The 12435-nt window shown below is 60.0% G+C and carries 13 protein-coding genes; 8 read left to right on the forward strand and 5 right to left on the reverse strand.

Going from position 1 to position 12435, the window contains the following annotated elements:
• Positions 1 to 173 precede the first annotated feature (173 nt).
• From moaC to AB9L16_RS04365, 4 genes are all read left to right on the forward strand, one after another.
• Positions 174 to 647, forward strand: coding sequence for a cyclic pyranopterin monophosphate synthase MoaC (gene moaC / locus AB9L16_RS04350; protein ID WP_007972660.1), 474 nt, complete (start codon positions 174 to 176; stop codon positions 645 to 647).
• Complete coding sequence (locus AB9L16_RS04355) at positions 644 to 886, forward strand: MoaD/ThiS family protein (protein WP_016771591.1); 243 nt, start codon at positions 644 to 646, stop codon at positions 884 to 886. The genes moaC and AB9L16_RS04355 overlap by 4 nt, the downstream gene beginning before the upstream one ends.
• A 2-nt stretch (positions 887 to 888) precedes the next feature.
• Complete coding sequence (gene moaE / locus AB9L16_RS04360) at positions 889 to 1341, forward strand: molybdopterin synthase catalytic subunit MoaE (protein WP_095180425.1); 453 nt, start codon at positions 889 to 891, stop codon at positions 1339 to 1341.
• A 262-nt stretch (positions 1342 to 1603) separates the two neighbouring features.
• Complete coding sequence (locus tag AB9L16_RS04365) at positions 1604 to 2380, forward strand: ABC transporter substrate-binding protein (protein WP_150742837.1); 777 nt, start codon at positions 1604 to 1606, stop codon at positions 2378 to 2380.
• A 101-nt stretch (positions 2381 to 2481) separates the two neighbouring features.
• Here AB9L16_RS04365 and AB9L16_RS04370 read toward each other — a convergent pair whose 3' ends face one another.
• The 5 genes from AB9L16_RS04370 to AB9L16_RS04390 form a co-directional block, all read right to left on the reverse strand.
• The gene (locus AB9L16_RS04370) at positions 2482 to 3108 is read right to left on the reverse strand and encodes a transcriptional regulator (protein WP_016771588.1); all 627 of its coding nucleotides are present in this window, start codon (positions 3106 to 3108) and stop codon (positions 2482 to 2484) included.
• An 84-nt stretch (positions 3109 to 3192) separates the two neighbouring features.
• Positions 3193 to 4320, reverse strand: a complete 1128-nt coding sequence (locus tag AB9L16_RS04375) for an FAD-binding oxidoreductase (RefSeq protein ID WP_252868834.1) — start codon at positions 4318 to 4320, stop codon at positions 3193 to 3195.
• A gap of 150 nt (positions 4321 to 4470) precedes the next feature.
• Positions 4471 to 5415, reverse strand: a complete 945-nt coding sequence (locus AB9L16_RS04380; RefSeq protein WP_305382263.1) for an ornithine cyclodeaminase family protein — start codon at positions 5413 to 5415, stop codon at positions 4471 to 4473.
• A 117-nt stretch (positions 5416 to 5532) separates the two neighbouring features.
• Positions 5533 to 7011: an ATP-dependent RNA helicase RhlB gene (gene rhlB, locus AB9L16_RS04385; RefSeq protein ID WP_375123159.1), complete on the reverse strand. Its 1479-nt coding sequence runs from the start codon at positions 7009 to 7011 to the stop codon at positions 5533 to 5535.
• Between the two features lie 96 nt (positions 7012 to 7107).
• Positions 7108 to 7764 carry an alpha/beta hydrolase gene (locus AB9L16_RS04390; RefSeq protein WP_056783069.1) on the reverse strand — a complete coding sequence of 219 codons (657 nt, stop codon included), beginning with the start codon at positions 7762 to 7764 and terminating at the stop codon, positions 7108 to 7110.
• Positions 7765 to 8232: 468 nt separating this feature from the next.
• Between AB9L16_RS04390 and AB9L16_RS04395 the strand changes: the two genes are divergently transcribed.
• The 4 genes from AB9L16_RS04395 (at position 8233) to AB9L16_RS04410 (ending at position 12395) form a co-directional block, all read left to right on the forward strand.
• On the forward strand, positions 8233 to 9264 hold the full coding sequence (locus tag AB9L16_RS04395) for an amino acid ABC transporter substrate-binding protein (RefSeq protein WP_016771583.1): 1032 nt from the start codon (positions 8233 to 8235) through the stop codon (positions 9262 to 9264).
• Positions 9265 to 9330: 66 nt separating this feature from the next.
• Entirely contained in the window at positions 9331 to 10512 is a 1182-nt protein-coding gene (locus AB9L16_RS04400) for an amino acid ABC transporter permease (RefSeq protein ID WP_071174462.1), read from the forward strand.
• A 10-nt stretch (positions 10513 to 10522) separates the two neighbouring features.
• On the forward strand, positions 10523 to 11617 hold the full coding sequence (locus AB9L16_RS04405; RefSeq protein ID WP_016771582.1) for an amino acid ABC transporter permease: 1095 nt from the start codon (positions 10523 to 10525) through the stop codon (positions 11615 to 11617).
• Positions 11618 to 11630: 13 nt separating this feature from the next.
• The gene (locus tag AB9L16_RS04410; RefSeq protein WP_016771581.1) at positions 11631 to 12395 is read left to right on the forward strand and encodes an amino acid ABC transporter ATP-binding protein; all 765 of its coding nucleotides are present in this window, start codon (positions 11631 to 11633) and stop codon (positions 12393 to 12395) included.
• Positions 12396 to 12435 lie beyond the last annotated feature (40 nt).

The following is a 12435-nucleotide window of genomic DNA, read 5'->3' on the forward strand; positions in this document are numbered from 1 at the left end:
GTGGGAGCGAGCCTGCTCGCGAATGCGGTGTATCAGTCGACATCTATAGTGAATCTGAATCCGCTTTCGCGAGCAGGCTCGCTCCCACAGGGGGCAACGGTGATTTCATAATCAGTGATGCGGATATCTGACCCACAGGTTTACAATCCACGCTCCTGATCAGGAGTAATCCCGTGCTGACTCATCTCGATTCCCAAGGTCGCGCCAACATGGTCGACGTCACTGAAAAAGCCGTGACGTTCCGTGAAGCGACCGCTCAAGCGCTGGTGCGCATGCTCCCTGAAACCCTGCAGATGATCGTCAGCGGCGGTCATCCCAAGGGTGATGTGTTCGCCGTGGCGCGCATTGCCGGAATTCAGGCGGCGAAGAAAACCAGCGATCTGATTCCCCTGTGCCACCCGCTGATGCTGACTGGCGTCAAAGTCGAACTCAGCGCCGAAGGCGATGACAGCGTGCGCATTGTCGCCCGCTGCAAGTTGTCCGGGCAGACCGGTGTCGAAATGGAAGCGCTGACCGCCGCCAGCGTCGCCGCCCTGACCATTTACGACATGTGCAAAGCCGTCGACCGGGGCATGACCATCGAAAGCGTGCGTCTGCTGGAGAAAGTCGGCGGCAAGAGCGGCCACTTCCAGGCGGAGCAGCCATGAAACTGACCGTGAAATTTTTTGCCCGCTACCGTGAAGCGCTGGGCGTGGATTCGGTTGCGGTTGAAGGCGATTTCGCCACCGTCGATGACGTTCGCGCACTGTTGGCGCAACGTGATGGCGCCGAAGTGCTGAGCGAGCAGAACCTGATGTGCGCACGCAACGAAGACCTCTGCCAGCTCGACGAGCCAGTAGTTGATGGCGACGAAGTGGCGTTTTTTCCCACCGTCACCGGAGGCTGAACATGACGATTCGCGTGCAGGCCAAGCCGTTTGATCCGGGCGCTGAAGTCAATGCGATGCACGCGGCCAATGTCGGCGTTGGCGCAGTGGTGAGTTTTGTCGGTTATGTGCGCGACTTCAACGACGGGCTCGACGTGGCCGGGATGTTCCTCGAACACTATCCGGGCATGACCGAAAAGGCTCTGGGCAAGATCACTGTCGAAGCCGAGCAGCGCTGGCCGCTGTTGAAACTGGAAGTGCTGCACCGCATCGGCGCGCTGGAGCCGGGCGAGCCGATCGTATTCGTCGGTGCCGCCAGCGCCCATCGCCAGGCCGCGTTCGACGCCTGCGCCTTCGTCATGGACTACCTGAAAACCCGCGCGCCGTTCTGGAAAAAAGAAAACACCAGTGACGGCCCGCGTTGGGTCGAAGGGCGTGACAGTGATCATGCGGCTGCGGATCGCTGGAAGAAGTAGTTTCTGTAGCGCCCTCCGGTCAGTCTTCGCGAGCAGGCTCGCTCCCACAATTGGAAAGCGTTCCCCTGTGGGAGCGAGCCTGCTCGCGAAGGCGTCATCTGTGACACCGAAAATCCTTCCCTCTCTACCCGATTGACGATTTGTACCTGAGAGTCCAGTATGGATTTCCAAGTACAAAAAAGCTTCTGTCTTGCAGCTATCAGCTTGCCGCTTGTAGCTGCTCTTCTTCGCCAAACCAACAACAACCCGCGAGAGAACGAACATGAAGAAACTTCCCCTCATCACCGGTCTGGCTCTCAGTCTGCTGGCCTGCTCCAGCGTCTTCGCCGCCGAGAAAACCCTGCGTATCGGCATCGAAGCGGCCTATCCGCCATTCGCGTCGAAAACCGACAAAGGTGAAATCGTCGGCTTCGACTACGACATCGGCAATGCCCTTTGTGCGCAGATGAAGGTCAAGTGCGTGTGGGTCGAAGGTGAGTTCGACGGGCTGATTCCTTCGCTGAAAGTGAAGAAGATCGACATGGCGCTGTCGTCGATGACCATCAACGAAGATCGCAAGAAGTCGGTGGATTTCAGCCACAAGTACTATTTCACTTCTTCGCGTCTGGTCATGAAGGAAGGCGCTACGGTCGATGATCAGTACGCCAGCCTCAAAGGCAAGAACGTCGGCGTGCAGCGCGCGACCACCACCGATCGTTATGCCACCGAGGTGTTCGAACCCAAGGGCATCAACGTCAAGCGCTACAGCAACAACGAAGAAATCTACATGGACCTGGCGGCGGGGCGCCTCGATGCGATTTTCGCCGACACCATCCCGCTCAATGACTTTCTGTCGATGCCGCGCGGCAAGGGTTATGCGTTTGTCGGGCCGGAGCTGAAGGATCCGAAGTACGTCGGCGAGGGTGCCGGGATTGCCGTGCGCAAGGGCAACGGTGAACTGGTCAGCCAGTTGAACAGCGCCATCGACGGGATTCGCGCGAATGGCGAGTATCAGAAGATTTCCGAGAAGTATTTCAAGACCGATATCTACGGCGATTGATCAAGCGCTTTCGCGAGCAGGCTCGCTCCCACAGGGGTAACGCATTCCAAATGTGGGAGCGAGCCTGCTCGCGAAGAGGCCAGCGCTAGCGATGCAAATCTTCAGCCCTTCAATTCCTTCAAATGTTTGTACACCGTCGCCCGCCCCATGTTCAGCACATTGGCCACGTAGTTCGAGGCGCTCTTGCCCTTGAACGCGCCCTCGGCGTGCAGCGCCAGCACCAGTTCGCGTTTGTGATCGCGGGTCAGCAGGTTCAGGCTCAACTGCCGCTCGCGCAACCAGGCGTGGAGGAAGGTGTTGATGCGTTCCTGCCAGTCATCACGGAACAGCGAGTCCGGCTGCGGAATCAGCTTGCTCGGCGAGAGAAACAGGTCCAGCGCCGCTTTGGCGTTCTCGAACAGGGAAATATTCAGATTGATGCACAGCACCGCCAGCGGCCGACTTTCGCTGTCACGCAGCACGGTGCTCAGGCTGCGAATTTTCTGACCGTCCCAGTTGAGCTTTTCGTACGGGCCGATGTTCCTGTCGCTGACATCCTCGCTGAGCATGTCTTCGAGTGACGAGTCGTCGCCGATCTCGCGCTTGGACAGGTTGTTGGCGATGTAGTCGACCTTCTGCGTGCGCAGGTCGTGCAGCACCACCTCGGCATGTGGAAAGAACAGCGTGGCAATGGCGTCGGCGATGGCGCGGAAGTTATCCAGCGCCGGGTCGAATTCGGGGGCAGTCATGACAGTGGAGCTCCAGGCAGCGTCAGCGCCCCTTGTGCCGGGGCGCTGCGAGTGTGCCGCAATCTTTTCGACGAGTCGATGCGATCAAACCAGTCGGGCCGGGGAGAGCATGGCGCTGTCCAGACCGAATTGATGCAGGTGCTCGGGGAATGGCTCGCCGCGCACCAGCGCCGCACTGGCCTGGCCCATCGCCGGCGACGTCTGAATGCCGTAGCCGCCCTGCGCGGCGACCCAGAACAGCCCTGGCACCTGCGGATCAAAGCCGCTGAGCAAATCACCGTCGGCAACGAAACTGCGCAGACCGGCCCAGGTGCGGGTCGGACGGCGAATGGTCAGCGTGGTGGCCTCTTCGATCTGATAAATGCCCATGGCGATGTCGAGTTCTTCCGGCTGCACGTCGTGCGGTTCGACCGGATCGGCATTGGCCGGCGAGCCGAGGAACATGCCGGCGTCGGGCTTCATGTAGAAGGATTCGTCGAGGCTGACCAGCATTGGCCAATGATGAGTGTCCACGCCTTCCGGCCCGGCAAAGATAAACGCAGCGCGGCGTTTCGCTTGCAGACCCAGCGGCTGCGCACCGGCCAGGGCAGCGATCTTGTCGGCCCACGCACCGGCGGCGTTGATGATCACCGGTGCGCTGAACGTCTCGCCATTGGTCTGCACGATCCACAGGCCATCGGCATCGCGGCTCAAGCCGAGCACTTCGCAATCGGTGCGCACTTCGCCGTGGTTGCGCCGGATGCCGCGCAGGTAGCCTTGATGCAGCGCGTCGGTGTCGATGTCGCAGGCCGATGGATCGTAGATCGCGCCGTGGACTTTTTCCCGGCGCAGGATCGGCAGACGCGCGCAGGCTTCGTCGGCGCTGAGCAGTTGCATCTGCGGCACGGTGGCTTTGGCGCTGAGGTATTGGTTGTTCAGTTCGGCGGGATCACCGATGAAGTCGACGGTCATTTCGCCGCGTGGGGTCAGCAGCGGATGCTCGCAAAAGCCGCTCGGAGGACTGTCGAAAAACGCGCGGCTCGCCTGAGTCAGTGCGCGGACCTGTGCGGTGCCGTAGGCGGCGGTGTACAGCGCGGCGGAGCGACCGGTGGAGTGATAGCCGGGATGGGTTTCACGCTCGAGCACGATCACTTTGCCGTGCGGCGCCAGCCAGAACCCGGTGGAAGCGCCGGCAATCCCGCCGCCGATGATGATGAAATCTGCGTGGCTCATGTAGGTCTCCAGTGGGTACGCAATATCAAGGCGTTCGCTAGTCCATCGTGGGAGCGAGCCTGCTCGCGAAAGCGGTGTATCAGTCGACATCTTCGCTGAATGTCAGACCGCATTCGCGAGCAGGCTCGCTCCCGCAGGGGATTTTTGGCGTTAGTGGGTTAAGTGATAAACCGCATTGGCGAGGGCAATGTCTTCCAGGCCCAAGCCGATTGAACGGAAAAACACGTGACGGTCGTAACCCGGGCGCTGCACTTTTTCGCTGAGCAAGTCGGCGAGGTCGCCAACAATCGAATCCTTGCTCCAGCCATGCTGTTCGGCGGCAATCAGCATCTCACCTGCCGAACCCGGCGTGGTCTGACGATAGTCGCAGAACACCTGCATGTCGTTGAGACTTTGCGGCGGTACCTCATGGGCGCGGGGGGCGTTGGTGCTGATCGAGGTGATCAGCGCCGGTTTGCTTAACGTTGCAGGATCAATCACCGGCCCGGCCGACGAGGTGCAGAGCATGATCACATCCGCATCGGTAACGGCGGTCTCGCGGCTGTCGGCAATCTTCAGTGACGGCGCGATGGACTTCAACACAGCCTGTGTTTGCGCATCTTCGAGCAGCGATGGCGAATACAGGCTGATGCTCTGCCAGTCGCGCAGCGCTTTGGCGTAGTACAGATGCGCTTGAGCGACCTTGCCGCTGCCGATGATCGCCAGTCGCTGGGCATTCAACGGGGCGAGGGCGTCGACCGCCACGGCCGTGGTCGCGGCGGTGCGCGCGGTGGTCAGTTCGCCGGCATCACAGAGCAGCAGCGGCTGGCCGGTTTTCGTCGACATCAGCAGGGTCCACGCCGTCACCAGCGCACCCTGCTCACGGACGATGTACGGCGAAGTCTTCACTCCGTACACGCCGTCCTCGGCCAGTACACCCAAGTAGTTGATGAAGTCGCCGGCACCCTGCGGAAACTCGACCCATTGCTGCGCCGGCTGCACGGCGTTCCCGGCCGCCAGATCGCGGAACAGCTTGCGCAGGATTTGCGGAACATCGATACGCGCCAACAGCTCATGGGCCTGGGCTTGATCGATCACATAGGGCGTACTGGACATTTCGCGCTCCGAAACTAAACTTATTTTTCCATTATGGACTTTTAGTTCTGGCGAGCAACCATCGGGCATAAAAAAAGCGCAGTCCGTTTCCGGCTGCGCTTTTTCATATGGCGGGGCTTACTGCGGACGCTTGCGCTCAACCGAACGCAGCAGATGCGTCGGCGGGGTTTCACAGCTGATCTTGCGACCAAGCTTTTCTTCGATCGACGGCAACTGGTAAGAGTCGTCCTCGCCGGCAAAGCTGATCGACACGCCATCGGCGCCGGCACGACCGGTACGGCCAATGCGGTGCACGTAATCGTCCGGGACTTCCGGCAGGGTGAAGTTGATCACGTGGCTGATGCCGTCGATGTGGATGCCGCGACCGGCGACATCGGTGGCCACCAGCACGCGGATCTTGCCTTCGCGGAAACCTTCCAGAGTCTTGATGCGCTTGTGCTGCGGCACATCACCGGAGAGTTGCGCGGCGTTGATGCCGTCACGCACCAGACGCTCTTCGATGCGGCGTACTTCGTCCTTGCGGTTGGCAAACACGATGACTCGCTCCCAACCGTTGTCGTTGACCAGGTTGTAGAGCAGCTTGTATTTGTCGGCAGCGGCCACGGCGTAGATGTGCTGCTCGACGTTCTCGTTGGCAACGTTGGTGATTTCGATTTCGACAATCGCCGGGTCGGTGGTCCATTGCTTGGCCAGATTCATCACGTCTTCGGTGAAGGTCGCGGAGAACAGCAGGGTCTGGCGCTCGGATTTCGGCGGGGTCTGGCGAATGATCTGCCGTACCTGCGGGATGAAACCCATGTCGAGCATGCGGTCAGCTTCGTCCAGGACCATCACTTCGACCATGTCCAGGTGCACATCGCCGCGCTGGTTGAAGTCGAGCAAGCGGCCCGGCGTAGCGACGAGGATGTCGCAATGCCGCGCTTCGAGGTGCTTGAGCTGTTTGTCGAAATCCATACCGCCGACGAACGTCATGACGTTGAGGCCGGTGTACTTGGTCAGGTCAGCGGCGTCCTTGGCGATCTGCACCACCAGCTCGCGGGTCGGCGCGATGATCAGTGCGCGCGGTTCGCCCATGTAGCGCTCTTTCGGCGGCGGCGTCTGCAGCAACTGGGTGATGATCGAGATGAGGAACGCGGCGGTCTTGCCGGTGCCGGTCTGCGCGCGGCCGATGGCGTCTTTGCCGGCGAGGGTGAAGCCCAGCACCTGCGCCTGGATCGGCGTGCAGTAAGGAAAGCCCAGGTCCTGAATGGCGTGCATCAGTTCCGGGGCAAGCTTGAAATCGTGAAAGCGGGTTTTGCCTTCCTGTGGCTCGACGACGAAGTCTTCGAGTTTCCATGGAATGACCGGTGCCTTGGGCTTCGGTTCGCGACGCGGTCTGGCCGGTTTCGGCGCTTCGCCGGGTGCAGGCTCTACGGCCATTGGCGCGGCCGCAGCGGGTTTTTCTTCGGGCTTCGGTGCGGCTGCGGGAGCGGGGCGGTCGGCCTGCGGGGCATCGGCGCGATGACCGGGGGCGTGCGACGGCGCACTGGGAACTGGCGCGAGCTGCTCAGCCTCGCTTTTACCGAACATTTTCTTGAGTGCTTTGAGCACGGTCATCTCATCAATTGGTTAAGGAATGTACGCCGGCCAGTGTAATGCAAGAATCGGGCGCGGCGTAGTAGGAGGGATCAATGGGCAGGGATTGGTCGACAATCAGCGCAGTCGTTCGCTCAACCAGACACCAATGTCGCGAATCTCTTCAGGTAACACTTCGTGCTCCATTGGGTATTCCTGCCATGTCACGGTGACACCATGCTTCTTCAAATGCTCGTAAGCACTGCGGCCCATCGAGTTCTGCACCACGTTATCGAACTGGCCGTGCAGCGAGAGCACCGGAATGCGCTGCTGGCTGGCGGATAACTCCAGTTCGTCGCTGAATGTCGGTGCGTAAGTCGACAACGCCAGCACCCCACCCAACGGCCCCTGCCACTTCAGAAATGCGGTGTGCAATACCACCGCGCCGCCCTGGGAAAACCCGGCGAGAAAAATCCGCGAGGCGTCTATTCCGCTGGCGCGCTCGGCTTCGATCAGTTCGATGATGCGCTCTGCCGAAGCTTCCAACTGGTCACGGTCGATCGCCCGGGCCGGGCTCATGGCCTTGATGTCGTACCAGCTGGGCATGGCATATCCGCCATTTATCGTCACTGGACGCGTCGGCGCCTGCGGCAGCACAAAACGCGTGCTCAGCAGGCTTTCCTGCAACGCCTCGGCCACCGGCAGGAAGTCGTAACGGTCGGCGCCGAGGCCGTGCAGCCAGATCACGCAGGCGTCTGCGGGCTTAACAGGCTGAAGAATCAAGGGCTCGGTCATGTCTGCTCCAAAAATGTGCGGGCGCTCTCATTGAGTGCGTGATTGAAGTGCGCGCCCGGTTGATCCGTTAACAAGATGTCGCAAGGTTACAAGTTTAGCTATTGACGTGTCGCGCAATCACTTTCGCAAGCGGTGTGGTACGGCGTTTGCTATGGAGGTTTGCGTACGAAGCGTCCTACGCGTGGCGGTAACACTATCAGTGTCAGTCGCGTGATGGGATAGCAACGAATCCGGTGATGGATGTTCGCCAATGGCCGCTACGGGCTTAGCGAACGTGAAAGGGCTACAGCCCGTTCGGCCGATTGGTGAGAAGTGAGTGATCCATGATGTGGATTTTCTCCTACTAGACTCATAGCGAAGGTCTTACGTCGGTTGACCCCAAAAAAAGCCAACACGGGTCAACAACGCCTCAAAAGGGTGCGACTGGACTCAAGCTCCGACACAACAAGAGCAAAACTGGAGGTTTGAATGAAGATGTTGAAATCCACTCTGGCGGTCGTGACCGCTGCAGCAGTACTCGGCGTCAGCGGGTTCGCTCAGGCGGGTGCAACCCTGGATGCGGTACAGAAAAAAGGTTTCGTGCAGTGTGGCGTGAGCGACGGTCTGCCGGGCTTCTCGGTACCGGATGCGACCGGCAAGATTCTCGGCATCGACGCCGACGTCTGCCGCGCTGTGGCCGCAGCCGTTTTCGGCGACGCCAACAAGGTCAAGTTCAGCCAGTTGAACGCCAAGGAGCGCTTCACCGCGCTGCAGTCCGGCGAGATCGACATCCTATCGCGCAACACCACCATGACCAGCTCCCGTGACGCGGGCATGGGCCTGAAATTCCCGGGCTTCATCACCTACTACGACGGCATCGGCTTCCTGGTAAACAACAAGCTGGGCGTGAAAAGTGCCAAAGAGCTCGACGGCGCTACCATCTGCATCCAGGCCGGTACCACCACCGAGCTGAACGTTTCCGACTACTTCCGTGGCAACGGTCTGAAATACACCCCGATCACCTTCGACACCTCCGATGAAAGCGCCAAGTCGCTGGAATCCGGTCGTTGCGACGTGCTGACCTCCGACAAGTCCCAGCTGTTCGCCCAGCGCAGCAAGCTGGCCTCGCCGAAGGACTACGTGGTTCTGCCGGAAACCATTTCCAAAGAACCACTGGGTCCGGTCGTACGTAACGGCGACGACGAGTGGCTGGCCATCGTGCGTTGGGTCGGCTACGCGCTGCTCAATGCCGAAGAAGCCGGCATCACTTCGAAGAACGTCGAAGCTGAAGCCAAGTCCACCAAGAACCCGGACGTGGCCCGTATGCTCGGTGCTGACGGCGAATACGGCAAAGACCTGAAACTGCCGAAAGACTGGGTTGTGCAGATCGTCAAGCAGGTCGGCAACTACGGCGAAATCTTCGAGAAAAACCTCGGCAAGAGCACTCCGCTGGAAATCGACCGTGGCCTGAACGCCCTGTGGAACAACGGCGGCATTCAGTACGCACCACCAGTGCGCTAATGGTTCTATCGCCCGGCGGGCCAACCGCCGGGTGATGTTCTTGTTCCATTTCTTCCGGGGCACTTCATGCAAAATTCAATCGGCGCACCAAAGCAGAGGCTCAGCCTCAGCGATCCACGAGTGCGTGCGTGGCTATTCCAGATCATCACCGTTGTGGCGGTGGTCTCGCTTGGCTGGTACCTGTTCGACAACACGCAAACCAACCTTCAGCACCGGGGTATCACTTCCGGTTTCAGCTTTCTGGAGCGTAGTGCCGGGTTCGGCATCGCTCAAACCCTGATCGACTACACCGAAGCGGACAGTTATGCGCGGGTGTTTGTCATCGGCCTGCTCAACACCCTGTTGGTGACATTTATCGGCGTGATCCTGGCGACGATTCTCGGTTTCATCGTCGGTGTAGCGCGGCTGTCGCAGAACTGGATCATTGCCAAACTGGCGACGGTGTATGTGGAAGTATTCCGCAACATTCCGCCGCTGCTGCAGATCCTGTTCTGGTACTTCGCGGTGTTCCTGACCATGCCGGGGCCGCGCAACAGCCACAACTTCGGCGACACCTTTTTCGTCAGCAGCCGTGGCCTGAACATGCCGGCCGCACTCGCCGCTGACGGCTTCTGGGCATTCGTGATCAGCATCGTGCTGGCGATCGTCGGCATCGTGCTGATGTGCCGCTGGGCCAACAAGCGTTTCGAAGAAACCGGCGTACCGTTCCACAAGTTCTGGACCGGCCTGGCAATTGCGCTGGTGATCCCGACCCTGTGCGCGCTGATCTTCGGCGCTCCGCTGCACTGGGAAATGCCCGAGCTCAAGGGCTTCAACTTTGTCGGTGGCTGGGTGCTGATCCCGGAACTGCTGGCGTTGACCCTGGCGCTCACTGTGTACACCGCAGCGTTCATTGCCGAGATCGTGCGTTCCGGGATCAAGTCGGTCAGCCACGGCCAGACCGAAGCGGCGCGTTCGCTTGGCCTGCGCAACGGCCCGACCCTGCGCAAGGTGATCATCCCGCAAGCCCTGCGCGTGATCATTCCGCCGCTGACCAGCCAATACCTCAACCTGGCGAAAAACTCCTCGCTGGCAGCCGGTATCGGTTATCCGGAAATGGTTTCGCTGTTCGCTGGCACCGTGCTTAATCAGACCGGGCAGGCCATCGAAGTGATTGCCATCACCATGAGCGTGTACCTGGCGATCAGTATCAGCATTTCCCTGCTGATGAACTGGTACAACAAGCGCATTGCGCTGATCGAGCGGTAAGGAAAAGCGCATGAGTACTCATACTTTCAAACCCGACATGCCTCCACCCAACAGCAGCATCGGCGTGGTGGCGTGGATGCGCGCAAACATGTTCTCCAGCTGGCTCAACACCCTGCTGACGCTGTTTGCGTTCTACCTGATCTACCTGGTTGTGCCACCGATCCTCAGCTGGGCAATCGTCGACGCCAACTGGGTCGGCACCACCCGCGCCGACTGCACCAAGGAAGGCGCCTGCTGGGTGTTCATTCAGCAGCGGTTCGGCCAGTTCATGTACGGCTACTACCCGACCGAACTGCGCTGGCGCGTCGACCTGACCGTGTGGCTGGCGGTCATCGGCGCAGCACCCCTGTTCATCTCGCGCGTGCCGCGTAAAGCGGTGTACGGCCTGAGCTTCCTGGTGCTGTACCCGATCATTGCCTTCACTTTGCTGCATGGCGGTTTCGGAATGACCACCGTGCCGACCAGCCAGTGGGGCGGCCTGATGCTGACCCTGGTGATCGCCACCGTCGGCATCGCCGGGGCGTTGCCGCTGGGTATCGTGCTGGCGCTGGGACGACGTTCGAACATGCCGGCGATTCGTGTGGTCTGCGTGACCTTCATCGAGTTCTGGCGCGGCGTGCCGTTGATCACGGTGCTGTTCATGTCCTCGGTAATGCTGCCGCTGTTCCTGCCCGAAGGCATGAACTTCGACAAGCTGCTGCGGGCGCTGATCGGCGTGATCCTGTTCCAGTCGGCGTACGTCGCCGAGGTGGTGCGTGGCGGTCTGCAAGCGATTCCCAAAGGGCAGTACGAAGCGGCTGCGGCGATGGGCCTCGGTTACTGGCGTTCGATGGGCCTGGTGATCCTGCCGCAAGCCCTGAAGCTGGTGATCCCGGGCATCGTCAACACGTTCATTGCGCTGTTCAAGGACACCAGCCTGGTGATCATCATCGGTCTCTTTGACCTGCTCAACAGCGTCAAGCAAGCCGCTGCCGACCCGAAATGGCTGGGCATGGCCACCGAAGGCTACGTGTTCGCCGCCCTGGTGTTCTGGATTTTCTGTTTTGGTATGTCGCGCTATTCCATGCATCTGGAACGCAAGCTCGACACTGGCCACAAGCGTTAGGAGTTCTCTGTAAATGAGCGAAGCAATCAAAAAGCCTGTGGGTCCGGAAGGCATCATCCAGATGCAGGGCGTGAACAAGTGGTACGGCCAGTTTCACGTGCTGAAAGACATCAACCTCAATGTCAAACAAGGCGAGCGTATCGTCCTGTGCGGCCCGTCGGGTTCCGGCAAATCGACGACGATTCGTTGCCTCAATCGCCTGGAAGAACACCAGCAGGGTCGCATCGTCGTCGACGGCGTGGAACTGACCAACGACCTCAAGCAGATCGAAGCGATCCGCCGCGAAGTCGGCATGGTGTTCCAGCACTTCAACCTGTTCCCGCACCTGACCATTTTGCAGAACTGCACCCTGGCGCCGATGTGGGTGCGCAAGATGCCCAAGCGCAAGGCCGAAGAAATCGCCATGCATTACCTGGAGCGCGTACGCATTCCGGAGCAGGCGCACAAATATCCGGGGCAGCTTTCCGGCGGTCAGCAACAGCGTGTGGCGATCGCCCGCGCCTTGTGCATGAAGCCGAAAATCATGCTGTTCGACGAGCCGACTTCAGCGCTTGACCCGGAGATGGTGAAAGAGGTTCTGGACACCATGATCGGTCTGGCCGAAGACGGCATGACCATGCTCTGCGTGACCCACGAAATGGGCTTCGCCCGCACCGTGGCCAACCGCGTGATCTTCATGGACAAGGGCGAAATCGTTGAGCAGGCCGCGCCGAACGACTTCTTCGACAATCCGCAGAATGATCGGACCAAGTTGTTCTTGAGTCAGATTTTGCATTGATGCCCGTCAGGCACTGAAACAAACCCGGACTCAGTTCCGG

Source organism: Pseudomonas sp. LW8, from assembly GCF_041956865.1.
In the GTDB taxonomy this organism is placed as follows: domain Bacteria; phylum Pseudomonadota; class Gammaproteobacteria; order Pseudomonadales; family Pseudomonadaceae; genus Aquipseudomonas; species Aquipseudomonas siliginis.